A 23,242-nucleotide genomic window follows, 5' to 3' on the forward strand; every position below is an offset into this window, starting at 1 on the left:
GGACATGCACCGGAGGACTCCACTGCTACGTCTCGCGGCCACCCGGCTGGCCGTGGGAACGCTCGCGGCCCTGCTCGGCACGGCGGCGTGCGCGAAGGACCAACCGCCGCCCAAGGTGGTTCAGGCGCCTCACTACGGTGACGGCGTGTTCTACTTTTTCCAGGACCGCTACTTCACCTCGCTGACGACGCTGATGGTGTCGCAGCACTTCGAACGCGTCACGCACCACGAAGACGAGGCGGAGATCCTGCGCGGCGGCATGCTGCTGTCGTATGGCCTGCACCGCGAGGCCGGCCGCATCTTCGAGCAACTGATCGAGCGCGGCGCCCAGCCGGCGGTGCGCGACCGCGCCTGGTACTACCTGGCGAAGATCCGCTACCAGCGCGGCTTTATCGATGACGCACAACAGGCGCTCGACCGCGTCGAGAAACACCTGCCGCCGGAGCTGGAGGAAGACCGCGTGCTGCTCGGTGCCTACCTGAAGATGGCGCGCGCTGACCATGCCGGAGCCGCCGAGATGCTGCGCGGCGCGAGCCAGCGGCGCGAAGGCAGCGAGTACGCGCGCTACAACCTCGGCGTGGCGCTGATCAAGGGCGGCGACGCCGCCGCCGGCAGCGCCTGGCTCGATGCGCTGGGCAAGGCGCCTGCGCGCGACGAGGAAATGCGCAGCCTGCGCGACCGGGCGAACGTGGCGCTGGGTTTCGCCGCCTTGCAGGACAACCGGCCGCAGCAGGCCCGGACCTACCTGGAGCGTGTGCGCCTGAACAGCGTCCAGGCCAACAAGGCGCTGCTGGGTTTCGGCTGGGCTGCGGCAGCGATGGACGAGCCCAAGCTCGCGCTGGTGCCGTGGACGGAACTGGCGGGGCGCGATGGCAGTGACGCCGCGGTGCTGGAAGCCAGGATCGCGGTACCGTATGCCTACGCCGAGCTCGGCGCTTACGGCCAGGCGCTGCAGCGCTACCACGAGGCGATCGCGGCCTACGAGCACGAGTCGGCTGCGCTGGACGAATCGATCGCCGCGATCCGGTCGGGCAAGCTGGTCGACGGCTTGATGGAACACAATCCCGGCGAAGAGATGGGCTGGTTCTGGAGCCTGCGCGAACTGCCCGAAATGCCGCACGCCGGCCATCTGGCCCAGGTGCTCGCGCAGCACGACTTCCAGGAAGCCTTCAAGAACTACCGCGACCTGCAGTTCCTGGCCAACAACCTGCAGTCCTGGCAGGACAACCTCGGCGTGTTCCACGACATGCTCGAGCACCGCAGTCGTGCCTATGCCGAGCGGCTGCCGCAGATCCTCGCGCGTGCCCAGCAGACTGGCAACGGGCTGCAGGCGCTGCAGCAACGGCATGACGAGCTGGCGGCGGCGCTGCAGCAGGCGGAAACCACTGCCGACGGCAGGGCGCTGGCCGATGCCCGGCAGCGGGAGCTGCTGGCGCGACTGCAGCGCGTGCGGGCAACCCTTGATCGTCTCGCAACAGAGCCCGAAGCGCAGCCCGCGCGCGAGCGCTATCGCCTGGCTGCCGGGGTGCTCGATTGGGAACTGGCCCAGGAGTTCACGCCGCGCTTGTGGGCGGCGAGGAAGGCCTTCCGCGAGATCGCTGCGCAGGTCGAACAGGCACGCGAGCGCGAGGCCGCACTGGCGCAGGCGCAGCGCGACGAGCCGCAGCGCTTCGCCGAATTTGCGGCGCGCATCCCGACGCTCGATGCGCGCATACGCGCCCTGGCGCCGCGCGTGCTGGCGCTGACCCAGGAGCAGCAACAGGTCGTCGAGGGTCTGGCCGTGGCCGAGCTGGCGCGCCAGAAGGACAGGCTCGCGGCCTACGCGACACAGGCGCGCTTCGCGGTGGCGCAGCTCTACGACCACGCCAAGCTCAAGCAGGAGGGCGATCATGCGGCCGGGAAGTAGCCTGCTGCTGGTCGCGGCGCTGACGCTCGGCGCCTGCTCGTTCGGCGGCCGCCAGAAGGGCACGCCCGACAACGCGCCGACGCTCAAGAGCCTGGCCGAGCGCCAGGTCGAGATCGGCGCCGACCCGGGCATAGAGGCGAACGAAGAGCAGACCATCGCCGCGTATCGCAAGTTCCTGGAAGTGGCACCGAATGCGCCCCAGCGCTCCGAGGCCATGCGGCGACTCGGTGACCTGGAGATGGACCTCGCCGACAGCCGGTCGGCCTCCGGCGAGGCGGCCACGCCGACAGGCGCACCCGACTATCGGGCCGCCGTTGCGCGCTACCAGGACTACCTCAAGGCCCACCCGAAGGACCCCGGCAACGACCGCGTGCTGTATCAACTGGCCCGCGCCCACGAGCAGAGCGGCGAGCTGGAGACCGCGCTGGCGGTACTGGACCGGCTGGTGGCCGACTACCCCGACACGGCCTACCGCGACGAGGCCCACTTCCGCCGCGGCGAGCTGCTGTTCACCGCGCGTGCCTATCCGAAGGCGGAGACTGCTTATCAGGCGGTGCTGGCCGGCGACGAGCACGGGCCGTATCGTGAACGTGCGCTCTACATGCATGGCTGGTCGCTGTTCAAGCAGGGCCAGCTCGAGGAGTCGCTGCGGTCGTTCTTCGGTGTGCTCGACCTGAAGATCGCCGGGCGCGAAGGCGAGGTCGAACTGGAAAGCGTCGAAGGCCTGAGCCGCGCCGACCGCGAACTGGTCGAAGACACCTTCCGCGTGGCGAGCCTGTCGCTGCAGAACCTGCAGGGGGCCGAATCGATCCCTGTCTACATGGACACCGACGCGCGGCGCTCGTACGAGTTCCGCGTCTACCAGCAGCTCGGCGAGCTCTACATTCGGCAGGAGCGCATCAAGGACGCTGCCGATACGCTGGGCGCGTTCACCCGGCGGCACCCGTTGCATGCGCAGGCGCCGGTGCTGCAGGCGCGCGTGATCGACATCTACGAGCAGACCGGCTTCGCGACCCTGGCGCTCGAAGCGAAGAAGGACTACGTCGGCCACTACGGCGTCGACAGCGAGTTCCGCCGTGCCAACCCGGCCGGTTGGGAGAAGGCGCAGCCGCTGGTGAAGACGCATCTCTCCGAGCTGGCTCGCCACTACCACGCGAGTGCCCAGAAGAGCAAGAACAGCGCCGACTACCAGGAGGCGATCCGGTGGTATCGCGTCTACCTGACGTCGTTCCCGACCGATCCCGATGCGCCGCAGAACAATTTCCTGCTGGCCGAACTGCTGTACGAAGATGCGCGCTACGACGAGGCGGCGGTCGAGTACGAAAAGGTCGCCTACGACTATCCGTCCCACGCACGCAGCGCCGATGCCGGCTACGCGGCCTTGCTCAGCTATGCCGCGCAGCAGAAGAAGCTCGGCGCAGCGGCAGGCCAGCCGCTGCAGCGCACGGCCGTCGACAGCGCGCTGCGTTTCGCCCAGGCTTTTCCGGCCGATACGCGGACCGGCGTCGTGCTGACCGATGCTTCCGAGAAGCTCTATGCACTGAACGACGGCGAGCGCGCCGCCGAAGTTGCGCAACAGGTGCTGGCACTCGACCCGCCGGCGGCCGACGCGCAGCGCCGCGTCGCCTGGACGGTGGTGGCGCACACCGCGTTCGAGCGCTCGCGCTTCGGCGTGGCCGAACAGGCGTATGCGCAGGTGCTGGCCTTGACGCCCGCCAAGGAGCCCGGACGCAAGGACCTGGTCGAACGCCAGGCCGCGGCGATCTACAAGCAGGGCGAGCAGGCCCGCGAAGCCGGCCAGGCGCGCGAGGCCGTGGCGCACTTCGAGCGCATCGCCGCGGTGGCGCCCGAATCGGCGGTGCGGGCCACGGCGCAGTACGACGCGGCTGCGTCGCTGATCGCGCTGAAGGACTGGGGCGGCGCTGCACGTTCGCTGGAGGACTTCCGCCGGCGCTACCCCGATCACCCGCTGCAGGCGGACGTGCCGGGCAAGCTGGCGGCGGTCTATCTGGAGCAGCAGCAGTGGGCACCCGCGGCCGGCGAATTCGAGCGCATCGCCGCGAGCCACAAGGACGCGACGCTTGCGCGCGAAGCGCAATGGCAGGCGGCCGGCCTGCACGAGAAGGCGGCCGAGCAGTCCGGCTCGCGTGCCGGGGCCGTCAAAGCCTACGAGCGCTACCTGAAGCAGCATCCTCAGCCGCTGGAGCCGGCCGTCGAGGCACGCTGGCGCCTGGCGCGACTGGCCAAGGCCGACGGGCAGGGCGCGCGCGAGCTGTCGTGGATGAAAGAGGTGTTGCAGGCCGACCAGAACGGCGGGGCGGCCCGTACGCCGCGCACGCGAGCCCTCGGTGCGATGGCGGCGCTCGCGTTGGCGCAACCGGCCTTCGACGACTACCGCAAGGTGGCGCTGGTCGAGCCGCTGGCCAAGCAGCTCAAGCTGAAGAAGGCCAGGATGGAGACGGCACTGAAGGCCTATGCGGCGGCGGCCGACTACGGCGTGGCGGAGGTGACCACCGCCGCGACCTTCCACATCGCATCGATCTACCAGGACTTCGGCCAGGCCATGCTGAAGTCGCAGCGGCCCAGGCGCTTGTCCAAGCTCGAACTGGAGCAATACAACGTGATGCTCGAGGAACAGGCCTATCCGTTCGAGGAAAAGGCGATGGAGCTGCACGAGGTCAATGCCCGCCGCGCTGCGGCCGGCATCTACGACGAATGGGTGCAGCGCAGCTTCACGGCCCTGGCGCAACTGCAACCGGTGCGCTACGGCAAGGCCGAACGCGCGGAAGGGGTGATCGATGCGATCCGCTGATGGCGTCGGACACCGTCGACTCGTCGGCTTGCTGCTTGCGGGGGCGGCTGCCGTGTCGGGTTGCGCCTCGATGTGGACACCCGGGGTGCAGCCGGCGGCGGCGCCCGCTGCACCCGCGGCATCTTCGCCGGCTCCCGGGGCGGCCCCGTCGACCGTGCAGGCTCAGCCCGCCGCGGCAGACCCTGCGGCACAGCGCCTGTTCGACGAAGCACGCCGTGCCCTGGCCGCCGGCCGCACCGAGCAGGCCGAGCAGGGCTTCCGGGCGCTGACCCGTTCGCATCCCGACCTGGGGGGCCCGCATGCGAATCTCGGCCTGATCTACCGCCGTGCCGGCAAGCTCGACCAGGCGGTGGCCGAACTCGAAACCGCCGTGCGCCTGAGCCCGCAGCAGCCGGTGTACTTCAACCAGCTCGGCATCGCCTACCGGCACAAGGGCGCGTTCGCCAAGGCACGCGAAGCCTACGAACGGGCCATCGGGCTGAACGCCGGCTATGCCGACCCGCACCTCAACCTCGGCATCCTGCACGACCTGTACCTCGGCGAGGGCCCCCGGGCGCTGGAGCTGTACGACCGCTACCTGGCGCTGTCGGGCGGCGACGCCACCGTCGCGAAGTGGGTGGTCGAACTGAAGAACCGCAAGCCGGCGCCGGTCACCGTGAGCCGCAAGGAGAAGGAATGAGACCCGCTGCCGTGCTGATGCTGCTGCCGCTGCTGGCGGCGCCCGTGTCCGCGCAGGACCGCGCCGACATCGACCGCACCCAGATCATCGGCAACCGCGAGCTGCCCAAGGTGCTCTACATCGTGCCCTGGAAAAAGCCGCTGCCCGGCGAGTTGTCCGGGCGCCCGGTCGAAAGCGTGCTCGACGAGGCGCTGGCGCCGGTCGACCGCGACGTGTTCCGCCGCAACGTGCACTACGACGCCCAGATCCGGGCCCGCAGTGCAGCCCCGTCCCCGTCCATCAAGTAAACACAACACCATCGTCGTTTAGGAGAGTAGCCGATGAATGTCTTCGAGTTCGCCGTCAAGTTCGTCCAGGACAGCGGCATGTTCATCTACATCAGTATCCTCATCATGGCGGTGGGCCTGGCCATCGCGATCGAGCGCTACGTGTTCCTGCAGCGTGCGCGCAGCCAGAACCGCAAACTGTGGACACAGGTGCTGCCGATGCTGCAGAACGGCAAGTTCAAGGACGTCTACAGTCTGACGTCCGACTCGGATGCGGCGATCGGCAAGATCGTCAGCAACGGGTTGTCGCGCATGCAGAGCCCCTCGCGCCGTGAGGACATCGATGCGGCCATGGAGGAGGGCATGATGGAGATCGTGCCGCGGCTGGAGAAGCGCACGCACTACATCGCCACCTTCGCCAACGTCATCACGCTGGTCGGCCTGCTGGGCACCATCGTCGGCCTGATCAAGGGCTTCACCGCGGTGGCGCAGGTCAACCCGGCCGAGAAGGCCGAGATGCTGTCGGCGTCGATCTCGATCGCGATGAACAACACCGCCTTCGCGCTGATGGTGGCGATTCCGTTCCTGCTGATCCATGCCTTCCTGCAGGCGCGCACCAGCGAGATCGTCGACGGGCTCGAAGCGGCCAAGATCAGCTTCCTGAACGTCGTGCAGCGCATCAAGGCCGAGACCGCGCCGGCGAAGTGACTGCCATGGCCGTTCGCCGCCTCCGCAAACACCCGGCCGCGCTGGAAGTCACCGCGTTCATCAACCTGATCGTGGTGCTGGTGCCGTTCCTGCTGTCGACGGCCGTCTTCACACGGCTGTCGGTGCTCGAGCTCACGTTGCCCGCGCAGTCTTCGGGCGTCGAGCAGCTGAAGGTCAACGACCTGAAGCTCGAGATCGTGATCCGCCCCGACGCGCTCGAGGTGGGGGACCGCATCGGCGGGTTGATCCAGCGCATTCCCAATGTCGAGACCGGCTACGACGTGCAAGCCTTGTCCAGCCTGATGGTGCAGATCAAGCAGCGTTTTCCCGACGCGAAGGCGGCCACCGTGCTGGCCGGCCCCGACACGCCCTATGACGCGCTGGTGCAGGTGATGGACGCAGCGCGCGCGGCCTACACGGCGCAGGGCAAGGAGCTGATCTCCACGGAGCTGTTCCCCGACATCTCGATCGGCGACGCACCGGTTTCGAGGAAATAGGTGCCGCGATGAAACTGACACCGCTGCAAAAGCGCGCCGAACGGCGCGATCGCAACCAGTCGCACGTCGACATGAACCTGGTCGCGCTGATCGACATCTTCACGATCCTGATCTTCTTCCTGCTGTCCAGCGCCACCGGCGTCGAGATCCTGGCGAGCCCGAAGGCGGTGAAACTGCCGCAGTCGACCGCCGAGACGGCGCCGCGCGAGACCATCGTCGTCGTGGTCAGTGCCGACGAGATCCTGGTCGACGGCCGGCGCGTCGCGGGCGTGTCCGAGGTCATGGGCACCGAAGGCGACCTGATCGCGCCGCTGAAGGCCGAGCTGGACGTGCTGCGCAGCAGCCGCAAGGTGATCCGCGAGGAGAACGAGGCGTTGAGCAAGGCCGTCACGATCATGGGCGACAAGCAGATTCCCTACCGCCTGCTGCGCAAGGTGATGTACACGGCCGCACGCGCCGACTTCACCGACGTGTCGTTCGCGGTGATCAAGAAGTACGAGGCATCATGAGCGCCGCCACCAGCGTGTCCTTCCGCGTCTCGGTGCTGCCTTGGGCCATCTCGCCCGAGGACCAGGCGCGCTTTCGCCGCATCCTGCAAAGCGTGCTCGGCATCAGTGCCATCCTGTGCCTGCTGTTCCTGTTGTGGCCGCGGCCGGTGGAAGACCGCACGCAGCCGCAGGACCTGCCGCCGCGCATCGCGAAGATGGTGCTCGAGCGCGAGCTGGCTCCCCCGCCGCCTCCGCCGCCGCTCGCCAAGCGCGACGCGGCACCCGAGGTGGCCGCGCCGACCACCGCGCCGCGTGACCGCAAGCCCGAGCCGAACAAGCCCGCCACCGTGAAGAACCCGGTGGTCGAGGCCCGCAACCCGCAGGCCGGCAAGCCGCCGGGTGAGGTCGGCGAGGCGCGTCGTCGCGCGGCCGGGGTCGGCCTGCTGGCGATGAAGAACGATCTGGCTGAACTGCGCGGTGCACCGGTGGCGGTGCAGCTGAAGCAGGACATCACGCCGGGCAAGGGCGTGGGGACAGGCGTCGGAGTCGGAGTCGGTGCCGGCACCGACCCGGGCGTTCCGACGCGCGCGCTGATCACTTCCAACGCGGCCGGCGGCAGTGGCGGCATCAACACTGCGGCCTACAGCCGCAACACCGGCGGCGGCGGCCTCGCGGGCCGCGCGACGACCCTGGTGGAAGGCGTGGCAGGTGGCGGCGGCGGCGGTGGTCCGGGCGTCGGCGGCGTTCGAGGCGACGGCACCGGTACGGGCACGGGCACAGGCCGTGGCGCCGGAGGCTCCGTCCAGCGCAGCGGCAGCGGCAAGGCCTCGCGCTCGATCGAGGAGATCAAGCTGGTCTTCGAGCGCCACAAGGGCGCCATCTACGCGATCTACAACCGCGCGCTGCGCGAAGACCCAAGCCTGCAGGGCAAGGTGGTGCTGCAGCTGACGATCTCGCCGGCCGGCGAGGTGGTGAACTGTCGCGTCGTCTCGAGCGAACTGAACGCCGCCGAACTCGAAAGCAAGCTGCTCGCACGCGTGCGGCAGTTCGACTTCGGCGCGAAGGACGTCGAGCAGATGGTGGTCACCTGGCCGGTTGATTTCCTGCCGTCGTGATGTCCGGTCTGCCGCCGCCGAACGCGCCCGAGCTGCACCTGAGCGCGCGAGCGCTGGCATGCCGGCGCGGGCAGCGGCTGCTGTTCGGCGCGCTCGACTTCGAGCTGCGCGCCGGCGAACTGATCTGGGTGCGTGGGCGCAACGGCAGCGGCAAGACCAGCCTGCTGCGGCTGGCAGCGGGCCTGGCCACGCCCGAGTCGGGCGAACTGCGGCGTCATGCCGGCCGGCTGGTGTTCGTCGGCCATGCCAACGCACTGAAGGACGAGCTCACGGTGGCGCAGGCGCTGGCCTTTCTGCTGCAACTACGCGGCCTTGCGGCCGACAGCGGCGCCGTGCAGGCGGCGCTCGACCGCCTCGGCATGGCAGCCCGGCGCGACGCGCCGGTGCGCAGCTTGTCGCAAGGGCAGCGCCGACGTGTCGCGCTGGCGCGGCTCGCCGCTGAACGGGAACCGGCTCCCTGGCTGCTCGACGAGCCGTTCGACGCACTGGATGTCGAGGGCGCCGAGCGGCTGAATGGCCTGCTCCTGCAGCATCGCGCACGCGGCGGCAGCGTCCTGCTGACCGGCCACCAGGGCCTGGACACCCAGCGCCTGCAGCCGCGCGAACTCGATCTAGGGCCCGTTAACACGACGGAGGGCTGATGCGTAGTGTTAACAGGCCCTACCGGTTGCACTGAACCCGATGCGAGCGCTGTTCCTCGCCCTGTACCTGCGTGACCTGCGCCTTGCCTTGCGCCGGCGCGCGGACCTGGGGCTGCCGCTGGTGTTCCTGGTGGCTGCGGCCAGCCTGTTCCCGCTCGCCGTCGGCCCCGAACCGGAACTGCTGCGGCGCACGGCTCCCGGGGTCGTATGGGCCTGCGCGCTGCTGGCCTCCATGCTGTCGGTGACGCAACTGCACGCCGGCGACCATGCCGACGGCTCGCTCGAGCAGATGCTGCTGGCCGGCCAGGGCGCGGCCGTGATCGCCGCTGCAAAGGCGGCCGCGCACTGGAGCGTCGCCGGCCTGCCGCTGGTGCTGCTGGCGCCGCTGGTGGGGGGGCTGCTCGGCATGCCGGCCGAACTGCTGCCGGTGCTGGCGCTGTCGCTGCTGCTCGGCACCCCGGTGCTGAGTCTGCTGGGGTCGCTTGCCGCCGCGCTGACGCTGGGCCTGCGCGGTGCGGCGTTGCTGGTGGTGCTGCTGGTGCTGCCGCTGTCGGTGCCGGCGCTGGTGTTCGGCACGGGCGCCGTCGCTGCCGCCGACGGCGGGCAGTCGCCCGGCGCGCACTTCTCGCTGATGGGCGCGCTGCTGATCGCCGCTGTGCTGACGACGGTGCCTGCCACCGCTGCAGCGTTGCGGCTGTCGATGGAGTAACCGCGCATGCGCTGGTCCACCTTTGCCGCACCGCCGCGCTTCTACGCGCTCGCCGGCGCACTGCTGCCCTGGCTGTGCGCCGCCGCCGCCGTGCTCGGCGCCGTGGGACTGTACATCGGCTTTTTCGTCGCGCCGACCGACGCTCAGCAGGGCGAGGTCTACCGCATCATCTTCATCCACGTGCCGGCGGCCTGGATGTCGATGCTGATCTATGTCGTGATGGCGGGGTGGGCCGCGGTGGGCTGGATGCTGAATGCCCGCATGGCCGACATGCTGGCGCGCGCGTTGGCGCCCACCGGTGCGATGTTCACCGCGCTGGCGCTCGCGACCGGTGCGTTCTGGGGCCAGCCGACCTGGGGCACCTGGTGGGTCTGGGACGCGCGGCTCACGTCCGAGCTGATCCTGTTGCTGCTCTACCTCGGCTATATCGCGCTCACCGAAGCACACGATGACCCGCGTCGCGGTGACCGTGCGGGTGCCATCCTGGCGATCGTCGGCGTCGTCAACGTGCCCATCGTCTACTTTTCGGTGCGGTGGTGGAACACGCTGCACCAGGGCGCGACCATCAGCTTCGACGCGGCGCCGAAGATGGCGGCCACGATGCTGGCCGCGATGCTGCTGATGACGGCGGCCTTCTGGGCCTACGCGATCGCGGTGGCCCTGGCGCGTGCACGCGCCATCGTGCTGGAACGCGAGGCGCGCGCCGGGTGGGTGCGCGACGCGTTGTCGAAGGAGGGACGGGCATGACCTGGGGCAGCGCAGCGGCGTTCTTCGACATGGACGGCCATGGGCTCTACGTCTGGGGGGCCTACGGCGTGGCCGTGGTGCTGATGGCGGTCGAGCCCTGGCTGGCGGTGCGTCGCCGCCGCCGGGCGGCGCGGCGGGCGACCGAGGCGCAGGACGAGGAAAGGCTGCGATGACGCCCCGGCAGCGTCGCGTGGCGATCGTGCTCGGCATCGTGGCGGCGCTGGCCGCGGCGACCGCCTTGGTGATCGATGCCTTGCGCAGCAACATGGTCTTCTACTATTCGCCGTCGCAGGTGGCCGCGCAGCAGGCGCCCGGCGGCCGGGCGTTCCGTGTCGGCGGGCTGGTGGCGCCGGGCAGCGTGCGGCGCGACGGCCTGCAGGTGCGCTTCGTGGTCACCGACACGGTGCAGATGCTGCCGGTGCGCTACGAAGGCCTGCTGCCCGATCTGTTCCGCGAAGGCAAGGGTGTGGTCGCACAGGGCCGCCTGGCAGCCGACGGCGTTTTCGTGGCGCAGGAAGTGCTGGCGAAGCACGACGAGAACTACATGCCGCCTGAAGCGGCCGACGCGCTGCAGCGTGCGGGGAAGGAGCAACCATGATCCCCGAGCTCGGCCAGGTGGCGCTGCTGCTCGCGCTCGCCGTGGCGCTGGTGCAGGGCAGCCTGCCGCTCGCTGGTGCATGGCGCGGCCGGCGCGACTGGATGTCGCTGGCGCGCCCGGCGGCCGACGTGCAGTGCGCGATGGTCACCGTTGCGTTCGGCTGCCTGGTCGCTTCCTTCGTGCGCAACGATTTCTCGGTGGCCTATGTCGCGGACCACTCCAACAGCGCCTTGCCGGTGGCCTATCGGGTGGCAGGCGCCTGGGGCGGCCACGAAGGCTCGCTGCTGTTGTGGGTACTGATGCTGGCGCTGTGGACCTTCGCGGTGGCGCGCTTCAGCCGCCACCTGCCGCCCTTGCTGGTCGCGCGCCTGCTCGCGGTGATGGCGTGGATCAGTACGGGTTTCCTGCTGTTCATGCTGCTGACCTCCAACCCGTTCGAGCGCTTGTCGCCGGTGCCCGCCGACGGGCAGGACCTGAACCCGCTGCTGCAGGACCCCGGCATGGTGGTCCATCCGCCGCTGCTGTACATGGGCTACGTCGGCTACTCGGTGGCGTTCGCGTTTGCGGTCGCGGCGCTGCTCGGCGGGCAGCTCGACGCGGCCTGGGCCCGCTGGGCGCGGCCGTGGACGACGGCGGCCTGGTGTTTCCTGACGCTGGGCATCATGGCCGGCAGCATGTGGGCCTACTACGTGCTCGGCTGGGGCGGCTGGTGGTTCTGGGACCCGGTCGAGAACGCGTCTTTCATGCCGTGGCTGGCCGGCACGGCATTGATCCACTCGCTGGCCGTCACAGAAAAGCGCGGTGCGTTCAAGGCGTGGACGGTGCTGCTCGCGATCCTCGTGTTTTCGCTGTCCTTGCTCGGCACCTTCCTGGTCCGCTCCGGTGTGCTGTCTTCGGTGCATGCCTTCGCGACCGACCCCGAGCGGGGGCTGTTCATCCTGGGCTTCCTGGTGCTGGTGGTCGGCGGTTCTCTGGCCCTGTATGCGTGGCGCGCACCGAGGGTCGGGCTCGGGGCGCGCTTCGGCATCGTCTCGCGCGAATCGATGCTGCTGGCCAACAACGTGCTGTTCGTCGTCGCGACGCTGACGGTGCTGCTCGGCACGCTGTACCCGCTGTTGCTCGACGCCCTGGGCCTGGGCAGGATCTCGGTCGGGCCGCCGTACTTCGAGGCGGTATTCGTGCCGCTGATGGTGCCGGTCGTGCTGCTGCTGGGCCTGGGGCCGCTGGCCCGCTGGAAACAATCGAGCCTGCCGCAGCTGCTGCAGCGCCTGCGCTGGGCCGCGGCGCTGAGCGTCGGCGCGGCCCTGGCGGCGGGCTGGCTCGCGGGGCTCGTCACGCTCGGCGCAACGCTGGGCTTCACGATGAGCTTCTGGATCGTCGCGTCGATCTCGACCGACCTGTGGGAACGGCTGGGCGGCTCGCCGGGCGCGTGGCGGCAGCTGCCGCGCGCAACGGTCGGCATGCTGCTCGCGCACCTTGGCGTTGCGGTGTTCGCCTTCGGTGTGTCTGCGGTCTCGACCTACCAGCTGGAGCGTGACGTCAGGCTCGGCATGGACGACAGCGCCGATCTCGCGGGCCACGTGTTCACCTTCCGCGGCGTGCGCGAAGTGCACGGGCCGAACTACCGCGCCGTGCAGGCACTGATCGACGTCACGCGCCGCGGCCGGCTCGAAGCGCAGCTGACCCCCGAAAAACGCGTCTATCGCGTGCAGCGCAGTCCGATGACCGAAGCGGCGATCGACCGCGGCGTCACGCGCGACCTTTACGTCTCGCTCGGCGAGCCGGTCGACGGTGGCGCCGCGTGGATCGTGCGCATCTACATCAAGCCGTTCGTCAACTGGATCTGGGCCGGCTGCGTGCTGATGGCGCTGGGGGGGGCCGTGGCGGCGAGCGACCGGCGCTACCGGCGCCGCAAGGACCTCGCGGCGACGCAAGGGGCGGGCGCATGAAGCGGCTGCGCTTCGTGCTGCCGCTGGTGCTGTTCGCGCTGCTGGCCGTGTTCTTGTGGCGCGGCCTGGCACTCGACCCACGTGCCGTGGCGTCGCCGCTGATCGGCCGGCCGGCCCCGGCGTTCACGTTGCCGCGGCTCGACGATGCGTCGCAGACGCTGCGGCGCGACGACCTGCACGGGCGCGTGTGGGTGCTCAACGTGTGGGCCTCGTGGTGCGTGGAGTGCCTGCGCGAGCACGCCTTGCTGGTCGAGTTCTCGCGCATGAACGGCGCGCCGCTGATCGGCCTGAACTACAAGGACCGGCGCAGCGAGGCGCTGGCGTGGCTGGGTCGGCACGGCAATCCGTACCAGGCCTCGCTGTTCGATGCCGACGGCCGCGTCGGCATCGATTTCGGCGTCTACGGCGTGCCCGAAACCTTCGTGATCGACCGCGAAGGGCGGGTCCGCTTCAAGCATGTCGGCCCGTTGACGGCCGAGTTGCTGCGCACGCGCATCGTGCCGCTGCTGAAAGAGCTCGATGTTTGAACGGTGGCCGGGCGTCGCGCTGCTCGTTGCGGCTTGCCTGGCGGGGCCGGCGCGCGCTGTCGACGCCGCATCGGTGGCCGGCGACGTTGCGGTGGAGGTGCGCGTGAAGCAGATCGCCTCGCAACTGCGCTGCCTGGTCTGCCAGAACGAGTCGATCGCCGAGTCGAGTGCCGATCTTGCGCAGGATCTGCGCGCCCAGGTGCGGCGCATGCTGGCCGAAGGCCGCAGCGAAGAGGACATCGTGCAGTACATGACCGAGCGCTATGGCGATTTCGTGCTCTATCGTCCGCCGTTGAAGGCGAGCACGCTGGTGCTGTGGTGCGGCCCCTTCGTGTTGCTGTTCGGCGGCGGGTGGTGCCTGTACGCGATGCTGAAGCGGCGCGCAGGCCTGGGCGACGAGCACTTCGAGCCGGATCCGGCCGACGACGATCGGGGGGCAGCGCCATGACGGGTTTTATCGTCGCAGCGGTGGCGCTCGGCCTGCTGACCCTCGGCGGGCTCGCGCGGCCGCGCTGGTCGGCGGTGCCGGCCGAGCGGCCCTCGGCCTTGCTGCTCTGCGGCCTGGGGGCGGCGGTGACCGCTCTCGCGGTCGGCGGCTATCTCGCCATCGGCTCGCCCGCGCAGCTGGTGGCCACCGCGCCTGCACCGGCGGCGGCGCAGGCGCGCCCGGTCGGCGAGCAGCTGGAAGCGACGGCCCAGGACCTGCAACGCCAGCTGGCGCAGCGCCCGGACGACGCCGGCACCTGGGCGCTGCTGGCGCGCGCGCAGGCAGCGCTCGGCCGCGGAGGACCGGCAGCCGAGGCGCTGGAGCGCGCGGCCGCGCTGCGCCCGCAGGACGCCGGCCTGTTGGCCGATCACGCGGACTTCATCGCGCGCCTGCAGGGGCCGAGCCTGGCCGGCGAGCCGACCCGGCTGCTCGAGCGCGCGCTGGCGATCGACCCGGATCACCCCAAGGCGCTGGCACTGGCCGGGGCGGCGGCTTTCGACCGGGGTGCGTTCGAGCTCGCCGCCCGGCACTGGGAGCGCCTGGCCGACGTGCAGCAGCACGACACGGTGCTCGCGCAGCAGGTGCGTGCGCGCGTCGAGCAGGCGAAGCAGCGGGCCGCAGGCGGGGGCGCGACCGGCGCGCACGTGAGCGGAGTCGTGACACTGGCGCCCGGGCTGCGCGCTCGGGTCGCTCCCGACGACACGCTGTTCGTCCATGCGCGCGCGGTCGACGGACCGCCGGGCGCACCGGTGGCCGTCCTGCGCAAGCAGGTCCGGGACCTGCCATTGCAGTTCACGCTCGACGACCGGCATGCGATGTCGCCCGAGGTCCGTCTGTCGAACGTGGCGCGCGTGGTGATCGGCGCTCGCATCTCGCGCAGCGGCGACGCCATGCCGCGCGCGGGCGACCTGCAAGGCAAAGCGCCCACCGTGGCGGTGGGCGCGAGCGGGGTGCAGGTGGAGATCGGCGAGGTCGTCGGTCAGTGACGACCTGCACCGGCCCGCATCACAGGCGGGCTGCCTGCATGTAGCGGTCGAACTGGGCTTCGGTGAAGCGGAACCAGAGGTTCTGGTCGCGGCGGAAGGCCGCGTAGTCGCTGTAGATCTTCTTCCACGACGGGTTCTTCGCGGACAGCTCCGAGTACAGCGCCATCGACTCCTTGAAGGCCGCATCCATCGCATCCTTCGGGAAGGCCGTGAGCTTGACCTTCTGCGCCACCAGCTGCTTCAGCGCCTGCGGATTGCGGCCGTCGTACTTGGCCTGCATGTCGAGGTGGGCATGAGAGGACGCAGCTTCGATGATGGCCTTGTACTCGGCAGACAGGCCGGCGTGGGCCTTGGTGTTGACGTAGAACGCGAGCTCCAGGCCGCCTTCCCACCAGCCCGGGTAGTAGTAGTAGGGCGCAACCTTGAAGAAGCCGAGCTTGAGGTCGTCGTACGGGCCGATCCACTCGGCCGCGTCGATGGTGCCCTTTTCCAGCGCCTGGTAGATCTCGCCGCCGGGAATGTTCTGCGGCACGCCACCCAGGCGCTCGATCACCTTGCCGGCGAAGCCGCCGACGCGGAACTTCAGGCCCTTCATGTCGGCCAGCGTCTTGATCTCCTTGCGGAACCAGCCGCCCATCTGCGCACCGGTGTTGCCGCCGGAGAAGTTGATGATGTTGTACTGCGCGTAGAACTCGCGCATCAGCTTCATGCCGTTGCCTTCGTGCATCCAGGCCGTCATCTGGCGCGAATTCATGCCGAAGGGGATGGCGCCGCCGATCGCGAAGGTGTCGTCCTTGCCGAAGAAGTAGTAGGGCGCCGTGTGGGCGATCTCGACGGTGCCGTTCTGCACGCCGTCGACGACGCCGAACGGGGGCATCAGCTCACCGGCGGCATGCACCGTGATCTGGAACTTGCCCCCGCTCATCTCGTTGACCTTCTGCGCGAACACCTCGGCGCCGCCGTAGATGGTGTCGAGCGTCTTCGGGAAGCTGGAGGCGATGCGCCAGCGCAGGCTGGCCTGCGCATGCACCACCGCGGGCGCGACGCCAGCGGCGAGCACGCCGGCCAGGCCGGTACTGCGAATGAAGGAGCGACGTTCCATGGGTACTGTGTTCCTCTGTGGTTGGTGTGGTCGATGCGAGCGAAGCATCGCGGGCGCTGCGCCGCAGCGCCTGGAAAAATTCTAGGCAGGCGTGCCGCTGCGCCCCAGAGGAATAGTCCTGCTCGCGGAACTACGTAGGAGGGTCGAATTTTTAGGTGCCGTTCAGGCGGGTTGTGCTTGGAACCAGGCGCTGCGCGCGGGCCGCGGACGGCGTTTGCAACACCTGCTTCGAGCTTCTTTACGTTGCGGCCGCGTCGGTTTGCAGACCGCTGCCGAGAATCGCTGCACGCCGGTCGATAGAACGGCGAAGGAGCCACGATGAATTCCCGGACACTCAGAGCCTGCGCCGTCGTGCTGCTGGCGATCACCACCAGCCTGCCGGCTGCGGCCGGGCCGCTGCGCGAGCGCCTGGCGCAACGGCGCGAGGCCGCCCGCCATGCGGACGCCGAGGGCATCGCCTTGCCGACCGGCGTGACGCTGCACCGCGACCTGTCTTACGGCCCGGACAAGGCGCAGCGCATCGACGCCTATGTGCCCGCAGGCGTGCAGGGGGCGCCGGTGCTGTTTCTCGTGCATGGGGGCGGCTGGCGGCATGGCGACAAGGCGCACGCCGCGGTGGTGCAGCACAAGGTGGAACATTGGACAGCCCGCGGCCACGTGGTCGTCTCGACCAACTACCGCATGCTGCCCGAAGCCGACCCGCTGCAGCAGGCGCGCGACGTGGCGCGAGCGCTGGCGTTCGCCCAGCGGCAAGCTGCCTCATGGGGTGGCGACGCCGGCCGCTTCGTGGTGATGGGGCATTCGGCGGGCGCCCATCTGGTGGCGCTGCTCGCGTCCGACCCGGCGCTGCCGCGCGGCGAAGGTGCGCAGGAGTGGCTCGGCACCGTCTCGCTCGACAGTGCGGCGCTCGATGTGGTGGCAACGATGGAAGGGCGGCACCCGAAGCTGTACGACGAGGCCTTCGGCACCGACCGCGACTTCTGGATCGCGACATCGCCGGCGCATCGTCTGCCGGCGTCGAAGGCCACGCCGCGGCCGATGCTGCTGGTGTGCTCGTCGCGCCGCGAGCAAGTGTGTCCGCAGGCGCGCGACCATGCCGGCAAGCTGCGCGCACAGGGCGGCGTAGCGGTGGTCTTGGAGCAGCCTTTGACGCACCGCGAGATCAACCAGCAGCTCGGCCTGCCCGGGCGCTACACCGAGCAGGTCGACCGCTTCATCGACGGCTTGCTGCGCTGAGGGCTCAGTGGTGCTCGTGGCCGGCGGGGGTGGGTGCCGGCGTGGCGGCCGGTGCGGCCGGGGTTTCGACCTTCACCTCGACGGTCACCTCGCCGGCGCGTTCGAACTTCAGGATCAGCGGCACACGGTCGCCGGTCTTCAGCGGCGCCTTCAGGCCGGTGAACATGATGTGCAGGCCGCCCGGTTTCAGCTCGACCGTCTGGCCGGCCGGCAGCGGCAGCTCGTCCATCTCGCGCATGCGCATCACATGGCCGTCCATCGTCATGCTGTGCAGTTCGGTGGACGCGGCCACGTCCGAGCGTGCCGACAGCAGCTTGTCGGCAGCCCGGCCGCGGTTCTCGATCTTCAGGAAGGCACCGCCGGCAGTCTGCCCGGCGACGGTCGGGCGCGCCCATGGATGGCCGATGTGCAGGTCGCCGACCTTGTAGCTGTGCGCGGCGACGGGCAGGACGACGGCCGCAAGCGAGGTGGCGAGCAGGGCAGAGAAGCGGGACATGGGGAAATCCTTTCGAAATGAGCGGGGTCGCATCGGGCAGCCGGGCGCGCGGCTGTCGGGTGCGGCGATGAATTCGGTATGAGCGGCGTGCGCGAAGGCACGCGACAAGGGTGTTCAGGGGAGGCCAGGCGCAAGACGCAGGCAGTCTCGGCACACGCGGGGCAGAACGCGCGCGGCTACGTGGCGCCGTTCACGCGCGCGCTGGCGGGCCGTGTTTGAGCCGCATCACCCATCGAAGATTCTTGTCGAGCGTGGCCAGCGGGGGCCCGAGCACCGGCAGCCGTGGCCGCGAGGCCGCCGCTGGCGCATCGAGTGCCGCCTCTGCTGATGTTGCGCCTGCCAGCGCGAGCAGGCCGGTCAGGACGCAGTGGCTGTCTCCGTGCAGCGTGCGGGTGTCATGGCCCTGGCCGTCGTCGGCATCGAGCGCGGCGGCCTCTTCCCCCTGCACGACCGTCCTGACGCCGTAGACGGTACAGATCTCGACCAGCGTGCGCCCCTGGACCTGCGCCGCTGCAGCCGCCAGCAGCGGCACCGCTGCCTTCAGCAGCAACGATGCGGCGACAGCCCAGAAGGCGCAGCGGGTGGACCAGGAACGCAAGGACATATGGGGGGCGATTGTGCCTCAGCCGACGCGCCATCATGCAGGGCCGGCGCGGCGGCGCGGCGGCGGTTATTTGCAGCAACGCCACTCCGCTTATTCACACATTTCCTTGCGAAAGCGGCGTGGATTCTCCGTTATTCGCACCGGTGCACGGGTATCGGTCGGCGTTGCGCGGTGTGGCGGCAAGGGGGTACCCGGTGCGATCGGTTCGCAGAAATGCAAATGCCCGCACAGGGCGGGCATTTAACCACCGCTGCGGCTGCAGCAGATGGGCTCAGATCGCCAGTTGGTCGAGGCTTTTGCCGGAGGCCAAGGCCTGCTCCACCCATTTCGGTTGACGGCCGCGGCCGGTCCAGGTTTCACCGGTGGCCTGATTGCGGTATTTCGGCGCGACCTTGCTGCCCTTGGTGGCGCTGGCTTTGCCGCCGCTGCCTGCCTTGCCGGCAATGTCCGCGACGCTGAGGCCATATTGCGACATCAGCGAACGGATCTGAGCGATCGCGTCGGAAAGCTCCTGTTTACGCGCGTTCTCGATTTGCTTTTCGAGGTCGGCTTTCTGTGCAAGAAGTTCCTGGTAGGTGGCCATGCGAATATGCTCGAAAAATGGTTGGGGAGGGGAAATTCGTACGACGGGATAATAGCCGCGGCTTTATGACGCTGCAAGTCGCAACGAAGAAAATTGCAGCCCGCGGCGGGGCGCCGGGTTCGATGAAATTCGGTTTCTCGTGTAACCGTGTCGCCGGCCGAAATTGACGTCTCCGAAGCGATTCCGGCCCGGCACGGGCGTGGGTTTCAGTTTCCCAGGTGCTCGCGTATGCCGGCCAGAAACGCCGGCAGGGATATCGGTTGGGTCCAGTGGCCGCCGAAACCCGAGCGCAACGCCTGCTCGTGATCTTCGGGCAGGGCCGCGGCCGTGACGGCGATGCCGCTGTCGACCACTTCGTACTGGGGCGCACCGCGTGCGGCGGTGGCCGGGCTGCGGGTCGACAGCCTGTCTCCAGAGCTCGCGCGGCGAAGGGCGCCCTGCCGAAGCGTGGCCCAGCAGCCGGTACATGCCGTCGTTCGACTCGGCATGTCTGGTTCGCAGATCGTATTTCCAGAGGCCCACGCGGGTGACGGCGGCGGCCAGCGCCAGCCGCTCCAGCGCGCTGCGAGCGAAGACGCGCTTTCCTGCAAGGGATCTGGGGGACGCCGTACTGGTGTGCTGTCTCGCCAACCCTTGGAAGCAGTTCAGGCGAACTCGACGCAAAAAAAAGAAAAACGCCCGCGCGGCGAACCGGGCGGGCGTCTTTCGACGGACGTGAAAGGCCGCTTACTTGTAGCCGACGCGATCGAGCATCTGCTGCACCTTGCCCTGGTTGGCGCCGACCACAGAGATCGGGATCAGCTCGGTCTTGAACTCGCCCAGTGCGTCGAGGGCCGGGTTGGGCACCTTGACGGAGCGCACGGCCGGGTACTCGTTGTTGCCGTTGGCGAAGTAGGTCTGCGCCTCGGGGCTGGACAGGTACTCGAGGAACTTGACCGCCGCTTCGCGGTTCTTTGCGTAGCGAGCCACCGCACCGCCGGCGATGTTGACGTGCGTGCCCCAGCTCTGCTGGTTCGGGAACACCACGCCGACCTTTTCCATCACCGCGCGGTCTTCCGGCTTGGTCGAGCGCATCAGGCGGGCGACGTAGTAGCTGTTGGACACCGCAATGCCGCATTCGCCGCTGGCGACCGCCTTGATCTGGTCGGTGTCGCCGCCCTTCGGGTCGCGCGCCATGTTCGCCACGACACCCTTGGCCCAGGCTTCGGCCTTCTCGGCACCGAGATGCTCCATCAGCGCACCGAACAGCGACAGGTTGTACGGGTGCGAGCCGGAACGGGTGCAGACCTTGCCCTTGTTCTTCGGGTCGGCCAGTTCCTCGTAGGTGTCGGCGTCGTCACGCTTGACGGTGGCCTTGTTGTAGACGATCACGCGGGCGCGGGTCGAGAAGCCGTACCACTGCGAGCCTTGGCCCTTGTCTTCGCTGCGCAGTGTTTGCGGGATGCGCTCGTCGAGCACGCGCGAGCGCACCGGTTGGAACAGGCCGTCCTGTTCGGCACGCCACAGGCGGGCGGCGTCGACCAGCAGGATCACGTCGGCAGGGCTGGCCTCTCCTTCGCTCTTCAGACGGGCGAGGATGCCGGCATCGTCCGCATCGACGCGGTTGATCTTGATACCGGTCGCCTTCGTGAAGTTCTCGTAGAGCGCTTCGTCGGTCTGGTAGTGGCGGGCCGAGTAGAGGTTCAGTTCCTGCGCCTGAGCGGCAGGGGCCTGCAATGATGCGGCGAGCGCGAACAGCGTCAACGGGGCGGCGAAGCGGCGGACCATGGGATCTCCTTTTCCTGGACAGCGCGCATTGTAAGCACGAACAAGAATGATTCTCACGATCAAATCAAGGAAAAGGAATTTCACCCCAGGGCGCTTTGTGTGACTTTTGCCGCTTGCAGTGCCGAACCGGCGTCTCGAAGATGCGCGTCGTGAGCAGCCGTCCCACCCCCCGACCCGCTGGCGGCAAGCCGCATGTGCGCCGCCATGCCAAGAGCAGTCTGCTGCCGGCGCTCGAGTGGCAGCCGCGCGCCTTGCTGGTAGGTTGCGAGACGCACGAGCGGCTCTACCTGCGCACCCGCCTCAGTCTGCACCGCGTCGCTGTGCGCGAGGTGTGGACGGTCGAGCAGGCGATCGACCACTGTACCGAGCACGAGGTGCACCTGGTGTTCGTCGACGCCGACGTGCTGGGGGGACAGGTGCCGGGGCTGTGCCGGCAGCTGCGCCGGCCGCACCCTTGCTGGGCGCCTCCCCAGGTACTGCTGCTCGGTACCCCGGGCCAGGGCATGAAATGGCGCCTGCGTGGCGCCTTGACCGGCTCGCGCTGGCTGGCCAAGCCTTTGCATCCGCGCGAACTCGAGCAGCGCCTGCTGCGGCCGCTGCGGTTGGAGCAGCTGCCGGCCGCGCTGCGTCCGGCGTCGCTGTTCAACTGAGAGCGTGTGCTCAGTTGCTCGGCGGGACGTAGCCCGCCGGCTGTTCGGCACCTTCGCCGAAGAAATAGCGCTCCATCTGACGTGCAAGGTACTGGCGGGCGCGCTGGTCGGCGAGATTCAGCCGGTTCTCGTTCACCAGCATCGTCTGGTGCTTGAGCCAGCCGGCCCAGGCTTCCTTGCTGACGTTGTCGTAGATGCGCTTGCCGAGCTCACCCGGGTAGGGTGCGAAGTCGAGGCCTTCGGCTTCCTTCTTCAAGTGAACGCATTGCACCATGCGGGCCATGGGGAACTCCTTGTATCTCGTGGGTTAGTAAGGGGGTGAGAGGCCTCGCGGCCCGTCACACAAGCTTCTTGACCAGCACCTGCGAACGCCGGTCCCAGTTGTACTTGCGCTTGCGTGCTTCGGGCAGCCAGTCGGGGTCGACCTGCTGGAAACCGCGCTTGATGAACCAGTGCATCGTGCGCGTCGTCAGCACGAAGATGCTTTGCAGCCCCATGGCCCTGGCACGCTGCTCGATGCGCTTGAGGATGCGTTCGCCGTCGCCCTGGCTCTGCACCTGGGGCGAGATGGTCAGCGCGGCCATTTCGCCGGTGCGGGCCTCGGGGTAGGGGTAGAGCGCGGCACAGCCGAAGATGACGCCGTCGTGCTCGATCACGGTGTAGCAGGACACGTCGCGCTCGATCTCGGTGCGCGAGCGCTTGACCAGCGTGCCGTCGCGCTCGAAGGGTTCGATCAGCTGCAGGATGCCGCCGACGTCGTCCGCCGTCGCCTCGCGCAGGCTTTCGAGTTTCTCGTCGACCACCATGGTGCCGATGCCGTCGTGCGTGTAGACCTCCATCAGCACGGCGCCGTCCACCGCGAACGGCAGGATGTGCGTGCGCTCGACACCGGCGCGACACGCCTTCACGCAGTGCTGCAGATAGAACGCGGTGTCGGTCGGCTGCGTCGGGGAGGGCAGCGACGCGAGCAGGCGCTCGGCCTCGGGCAGCGCGATCTCGGTGTCGATCGGGCTCTCCGGGTCGGCCTGGTTCTCGTGGATGCCGTCGATCTCGGTGAGGAACAGCAGCTTGTCGGCCTGTAGCGCGATCGCGGTGCTGGTGGCGACGTCTTCCATCGTCAGGTTGAACGCTTCGCCGGTCGGCGAGAAGCCGAACGGCGACAGCAACACGACTGCGCCGGTGTCGATGGCCCGTCGGATCGCCATGCCGTCGACCTTGCGCACGACACCGCTGTGCTGGAAGTCGACGCCGTCGACCACGCCGACCGGGCGGGCGGTCAGGAAGTTGCCAGACACCACGCGCACGGTGGCATTGGCCATCGGCGTGTTCGGCAGGCCTTGCGAGAACGCCGCCTCGATCTCGAAGCGCAACTGGCCGGCGGCCTCCTGGGCGCAGTCGAGCGCGACCGCGTCGGTGATGCGGATGCCGTGCGAGTAGCGTGCCGGGTGGCCTTTCGCCGCGAGCTGTTCGTTGACCTGGGGGCGGAAGCCGTGCACCAGCACCAGCTTGATGCCCATCGCATGCAGGATGGCCAGGTCCTGCACGAAGGCGTTGAGCTTGCCGGCGGCGATGCCTTCTCCCGCCATCGCGACCACGAAGGTTTCGCCCTTGTAGGCGTGGATGTAGGGTGCCACCGAGCGGAACCAGGGCACGAAGGTGTGGGGGAAGACGAGGCTCATGGAAAACTCT

The 23,242-nt window shown here is 69.0% G+C and carries 27 protein-coding genes; 19 read left to right on the plus strand and 8 right to left on the minus strand.

The window, feature by feature from the left end; genetic code table 11:
* The first annotated feature begins 4 nt into the window (after window positions 1-4).
* The 17 genes from M8A51_RS10160 to M8A51_RS10240 are packed head-to-tail and all read left to right on the plus strand — an operon-like array spanning window position 5 to window position 15,115.
* Window positions 5-1,906 carry a tetratricopeptide repeat protein gene (locus M8A51_RS10160; protein WP_251778100.1) on the plus strand — a complete coding sequence of 634 codons (1,902 nt, stop codon included), beginning with the start codon at window positions 5-7 and terminating at the stop codon, window positions 1,904-1,906.
* Window positions 1,890-4,718 (plus strand): tetratricopeptide repeat protein, encoded by a 2,829-nt coding sequence (locus M8A51_RS10165; protein ID WP_251778101.1) that lies wholly within the window; start codon window positions 1,890-1,892, stop codon window positions 4,716-4,718. The genes M8A51_RS10160 and M8A51_RS10165 overlap by 17 nt, the downstream gene beginning before the upstream one ends.
* The gene (locus tag M8A51_RS10170; protein ID WP_251778102.1) at window positions 4,705-5,397 is read left to right on the plus strand and encodes a tetratricopeptide repeat protein; all 693 of its coding nucleotides are present in this window, start codon (window positions 4,705-4,707) and stop codon (window positions 5,395-5,397) included. Before M8A51_RS10165 ends, M8A51_RS10170 begins: the two co-directional genes overlap by 14 nt.
* Window positions 5,394-5,684 carry a hypothetical protein gene (locus M8A51_RS10175; protein WP_251778103.1) on the plus strand — a complete coding sequence of 97 codons (291 nt, stop codon included), beginning with the start codon at window positions 5,394-5,396 and terminating at the stop codon, window positions 5,682-5,684. Before M8A51_RS10170 ends, M8A51_RS10175 begins: the two co-directional genes overlap by 4 nt.
* Before the next feature lie 33 nt (window positions 5,685-5,717).
* Window positions 5,718-6,371 (plus strand): MotA/TolQ/ExbB proton channel family protein, encoded by a 654-nt coding sequence (locus M8A51_RS10180; RefSeq protein WP_251778104.1) that lies wholly within the window; start codon window positions 5,718-5,720, stop codon window positions 6,369-6,371.
* A gap of 5 nt (window positions 6,372-6,376) precedes the next feature.
* Window positions 6,377-6,868, plus strand: coding sequence for an ExbD/TolR family protein (locus tag M8A51_RS10185; RefSeq protein ID WP_251778105.1), 492 nt, complete (start codon window positions 6,377-6,379; stop codon window positions 6,866-6,868).
* A gap of 8 nt (window positions 6,869-6,876) precedes the next feature.
* A complete protein-coding gene (locus tag M8A51_RS10190; RefSeq protein WP_251778106.1) occupies window positions 6,877-7,377 on the plus strand; it encodes an ExbD/TolR family protein in 501 nt (166 codons plus the stop codon).
* Window positions 7,374-8,471: an AgmX/PglI C-terminal domain-containing protein gene (locus M8A51_RS10195; protein ID WP_251778107.1), complete on the plus strand. Its 1,098-nt coding sequence runs from the start codon at window positions 7,374-7,376 to the stop codon at window positions 8,469-8,471. The genes M8A51_RS10190 and M8A51_RS10195 overlap by 4 nt, the downstream gene beginning before the upstream one ends.
* Entirely contained in the window at window positions 8,471-9,112 is a 642-nt protein-coding gene (gene ccmA, locus M8A51_RS10200; RefSeq protein WP_251778108.1) for a heme ABC exporter ATP-binding protein CcmA, read from the plus strand. The genes M8A51_RS10195 and ccmA overlap by 1 nt, the downstream gene beginning before the upstream one ends.
* A gap of 40 nt (window positions 9,113-9,152) precedes the next feature.
* A complete protein-coding gene (gene ccmB, locus M8A51_RS10205; RefSeq protein WP_251778109.1) occupies window positions 9,153-9,821 on the plus strand; it encodes a heme exporter protein CcmB in 669 nt (222 codons plus the stop codon).
* Between the two features lie 6 nt (window positions 9,822-9,827).
* The gene (ccmC, locus tag M8A51_RS10210) at window positions 9,828-10,568 is read left to right on the plus strand and encodes a heme ABC transporter permease CcmC (RefSeq protein ID WP_251778110.1); all 741 of its coding nucleotides are present in this window, start codon (window positions 9,828-9,830) and stop codon (window positions 10,566-10,568) included.
* Window positions 10,565-10,741 carry a heme exporter protein CcmD gene (ccmD, locus tag M8A51_RS10215; protein ID WP_251778111.1) on the plus strand — a complete coding sequence of 59 codons (177 nt, stop codon included), beginning with the start codon at window positions 10,565-10,567 and terminating at the stop codon, window positions 10,739-10,741. Before ccmC ends, ccmD begins: the two co-directional genes overlap by 4 nt.
* Complete coding sequence (gene ccmE, locus M8A51_RS10220) at window positions 10,738-11,166, plus strand: cytochrome c maturation protein CcmE (RefSeq protein WP_251778112.1); 429 nt, start codon at window positions 10,738-10,740, stop codon at window positions 11,164-11,166. The genes ccmD and ccmE overlap by 4 nt, the downstream gene beginning before the upstream one ends.
* Window positions 11,163-13,115, plus strand: a complete 1,953-nt coding sequence (locus M8A51_RS10225; RefSeq protein WP_251778113.1) for a heme lyase CcmF/NrfE family subunit — start codon at window positions 11,163-11,165, stop codon at window positions 13,113-13,115. The genes ccmE and M8A51_RS10225 overlap by 4 nt, the downstream gene beginning before the upstream one ends.
* Complete coding sequence (locus M8A51_RS10230) at window positions 13,112-13,642, plus strand: DsbE family thiol:disulfide interchange protein (RefSeq protein ID WP_251778114.1); 531 nt, start codon at window positions 13,112-13,114, stop codon at window positions 13,640-13,642. Before M8A51_RS10225 ends, M8A51_RS10230 begins: the two co-directional genes overlap by 4 nt.
* Window positions 13,635-14,090, plus strand: a complete 456-nt coding sequence (locus M8A51_RS10235) for a cytochrome c-type biogenesis protein (RefSeq protein WP_251778115.1) — start codon at window positions 13,635-13,637, stop codon at window positions 14,088-14,090. Before M8A51_RS10230 ends, M8A51_RS10235 begins: the two co-directional genes overlap by 8 nt.
* A complete protein-coding gene (locus tag M8A51_RS10240; RefSeq protein WP_251778116.1) occupies window positions 14,087-15,115 on the plus strand; it encodes a tetratricopeptide repeat protein in 1,029 nt (342 codons plus the stop codon). The genes M8A51_RS10235 and M8A51_RS10240 overlap by 4 nt, the downstream gene beginning before the upstream one ends.
* 19 nt (window positions 15,116-15,134) lie before the next feature.
* Here the strand turns inward: M8A51_RS10240 and M8A51_RS10245 are convergent, their stop codons facing one another.
* Complete coding sequence (locus tag M8A51_RS10245; RefSeq protein ID WP_251778117.1) at window positions 15,135-16,217, minus strand: TRAP transporter substrate-binding protein; 1,083 nt, start codon at window positions 16,215-16,217, stop codon at window positions 15,135-15,137.
* A gap of 318 nt (window positions 16,218-16,535) precedes the next feature.
* Between M8A51_RS10245 and M8A51_RS10250 the strand changes: the two genes are divergently transcribed.
* A complete protein-coding gene (locus M8A51_RS10250) occupies window positions 16,536-17,453 on the plus strand; it encodes an alpha/beta hydrolase (protein ID WP_251778118.1) in 918 nt (305 codons plus the stop codon).
* Window positions 17,454-17,457: 4 nt separating this feature from the next.
* On the opposite strand, the gene M8A51_RS10255 is transcribed toward M8A51_RS10250, so the two are convergent.
* From M8A51_RS10255 to M8A51_RS10275, 5 genes are all read right to left on the minus strand, one after another.
* Window positions 17,458-17,949, minus strand: a complete 492-nt coding sequence (locus M8A51_RS10255) for a copper chaperone PCu(A)C (RefSeq protein WP_251778119.1) — start codon at window positions 17,947-17,949, stop codon at window positions 17,458-17,460.
* 190 nt (window positions 17,950-18,139) lie between these two features.
* Entirely contained in the window at window positions 18,140-18,553 is a 414-nt protein-coding gene (locus M8A51_RS10260; RefSeq protein WP_251778120.1) for a DUF2946 family protein, read from the minus strand.
* A 271-nt stretch (window positions 18,554-18,824) separates the two neighbouring features.
* Entirely contained in the window at window positions 18,825-19,136 is a 312-nt protein-coding gene (locus tag M8A51_RS10265) for an H-NS histone family protein (protein ID WP_251778121.1), read from the minus strand.
* A gap of 206 nt (window positions 19,137-19,342) precedes the next feature.
* Complete coding sequence (locus M8A51_RS10270; protein WP_251778122.1) at window positions 19,343-19,624, minus strand: response regulator; 282 nt, start codon at window positions 19,622-19,624, stop codon at window positions 19,343-19,345.
* A gap of 238 nt (window positions 19,625-19,862) precedes the next feature.
* On the minus strand, window positions 19,863-20,903 hold the full coding sequence (locus M8A51_RS10275) for a Fe(3+) ABC transporter substrate-binding protein (protein WP_251778123.1): 1,041 nt from the start codon (window positions 20,901-20,903) through the stop codon (window positions 19,863-19,865).
* Between the two features lie 149 nt (window positions 20,904-21,052).
* On the opposite strand from M8A51_RS10275, the gene M8A51_RS10280 reads away from it, so the two are divergent.
* Complete coding sequence (locus M8A51_RS10280; protein ID WP_251778124.1) at window positions 21,053-21,553, plus strand: response regulator transcription factor; 501 nt, start codon at window positions 21,053-21,055, stop codon at window positions 21,551-21,553.
* Between the two features lie 10 nt (window positions 21,554-21,563).
* On the opposite strand, the gene M8A51_RS10285 is transcribed toward M8A51_RS10280, so the two are convergent.
* Window positions 21,564-21,836 carry an oxidative damage protection protein gene (locus M8A51_RS10285; protein ID WP_251778125.1) on the minus strand — a complete coding sequence of 91 codons (273 nt, stop codon included), beginning with the start codon at window positions 21,834-21,836 and terminating at the stop codon, window positions 21,564-21,566.
* A 55-nt stretch (window positions 21,837-21,891) separates the two neighbouring features.
* Window positions 21,892-23,232 carry an amino-acid N-acetyltransferase gene (gene argA, locus M8A51_RS10290; protein WP_251778126.1) on the minus strand — a complete coding sequence of 447 codons (1,341 nt, stop codon included), beginning with the start codon at window positions 23,230-23,232 and terminating at the stop codon, window positions 21,892-21,894.
* Window positions 23,233-23,242 lie beyond the last annotated feature (10 nt).

Origin of the sequence: Caldimonas mangrovi, from assembly GCF_023721835.1 — a bacterium.
GTDB lineage: Bacteria > Pseudomonadota > Gammaproteobacteria > Burkholderiales > Burkholderiaceae_C > Caldimonas > Caldimonas mangrovi.

Excerpts from the sequence above, each read along its gene's own strand:
- M8A51_RS10170 (WP_251778102.1), top strand. The coding sequence starts at position 4,705 with ATGCGATCCGCTGATGGCGTCGGACACCGTCGACTCGTCGGCTTGCTG.
- M8A51_RS10195 (WP_251778107.1), top strand. The coding sequence starts at position 7,374 with ATGAGCGCCGCCACCAGCGTGTCCTTCCGCGTCTCGGTGCTGCCTTGG.
- M8A51_RS10260 (WP_251778120.1), bottom strand. The coding sequence starts at position 18,553 with ATGTCCTTGCGTTCCTGGTCCACCCGCTGCGCCTTCTGGGCTGTCGCC.
- argA (WP_251778126.1), bottom strand. The coding sequence starts at position 23,232 with ATGAGCCTCGTCTTCCCCCACACCTTCGTGCCCTGGTTCCGCTCGGTG.
- M8A51_RS10175 (WP_251778103.1), top strand. The coding sequence starts at position 5,394 with ATGAGACCCGCTGCCGTGCTGATGCTGCTGCCGCTGCTGGCGGCGCCC.
- ccmA (WP_251778108.1), top strand. The coding sequence starts at position 8,471 with ATGTCCGGTCTGCCGCCGCCGAACGCGCCCGAGCTGCACCTGAGCGCG.
- M8A51_RS10165 (WP_251778101.1), top strand. The coding sequence starts at position 1,890 with ATGCGGCCGGGAAGTAGCCTGCTGCTGGTCGCGGCGCTGACGCTCGGC.
- M8A51_RS10265 (WP_251778121.1), bottom strand. The coding sequence starts at position 19,136 with ATGGCCACCTACCAGGAACTTCTTGCACAGAAAGCCGACCTCGAAAAG.
- M8A51_RS10255 (WP_251778119.1), bottom strand. The coding sequence starts at position 17,949 with ATGTCCCGCTTCTCTGCCCTGCTCGCCACCTCGCTTGCGGCCGTCGTC.
- M8A51_RS10235 (WP_251778115.1), top strand. The coding sequence starts at position 13,635 with ATGTTTGAACGGTGGCCGGGCGTCGCGCTGCTCGTTGCGGCTTGCCTG.
- ccmB (WP_251778109.1), top strand. The coding sequence starts at position 9,153 with ATGCGAGCGCTGTTCCTCGCCCTGTACCTGCGTGACCTGCGCCTTGCC.
- M8A51_RS10190 (WP_251778106.1), top strand. The coding sequence starts at position 6,877 with ATGAAACTGACACCGCTGCAAAAGCGCGCCGAACGGCGCGATCGCAAC.
- M8A51_RS10245 (WP_251778117.1), bottom strand. The coding sequence starts at position 16,217 with ATGGAACGTCGCTCCTTCATTCGCAGTACCGGCCTGGCCGGCGTGCTC.
- M8A51_RS10285 (WP_251778125.1), bottom strand. The coding sequence starts at position 21,836 with ATGGCCCGCATGGTGCAATGCGTTCACTTGAAGAAGGAAGCCGAAGGC.
- M8A51_RS10180 (WP_251778104.1), top strand. The coding sequence starts at position 5,718 with ATGAATGTCTTCGAGTTCGCCGTCAAGTTCGTCCAGGACAGCGGCATG.
- M8A51_RS10250 (WP_251778118.1), top strand. The coding sequence starts at position 16,536 with ATGAATTCCCGGACACTCAGAGCCTGCGCCGTCGTGCTGCTGGCGATC.
- M8A51_RS10270 (WP_251778122.1), bottom strand. The coding sequence starts at position 19,624 with ATGCCGAGTCGAACGACGGCATGTACCGGCTGCTGGGCCACGCTTCGG.
- ccmE (WP_251778112.1), top strand. The coding sequence starts at position 10,738 with ATGACGCCCCGGCAGCGTCGCGTGGCGATCGTGCTCGGCATCGTGGCG.
- M8A51_RS10185 (WP_251778105.1), top strand. The coding sequence starts at position 6,377 with ATGGCCGTTCGCCGCCTCCGCAAACACCCGGCCGCGCTGGAAGTCACC.
- M8A51_RS10240 (WP_251778116.1), top strand. The coding sequence starts at position 14,087 with ATGACGGGTTTTATCGTCGCAGCGGTGGCGCTCGGCCTGCTGACCCTC.
- M8A51_RS10275 (WP_251778123.1), bottom strand. The coding sequence starts at position 20,903 with ATGGTCCGCCGCTTCGCCGCCCCGTTGACGCTGTTCGCGCTCGCCGCA.
- M8A51_RS10230 (WP_251778114.1), top strand. The coding sequence starts at position 13,112 with ATGAAGCGGCTGCGCTTCGTGCTGCCGCTGGTGCTGTTCGCGCTGCTG.
- ccmC (WP_251778110.1), top strand. The coding sequence starts at position 9,828 with ATGCGCTGGTCCACCTTTGCCGCACCGCCGCGCTTCTACGCGCTCGCC.
- M8A51_RS10160 (WP_251778100.1), top strand. The coding sequence starts at position 5 with ATGCACCGGAGGACTCCACTGCTACGTCTCGCGGCCACCCGGCTGGCC.
- ccmD (WP_251778111.1), top strand. The coding sequence starts at position 10,565 with ATGACCTGGGGCAGCGCAGCGGCGTTCTTCGACATGGACGGCCATGGG.
- M8A51_RS10225 (WP_251778113.1), top strand. The coding sequence starts at position 11,163 with ATGATCCCCGAGCTCGGCCAGGTGGCGCTGCTGCTCGCGCTCGCCGTG.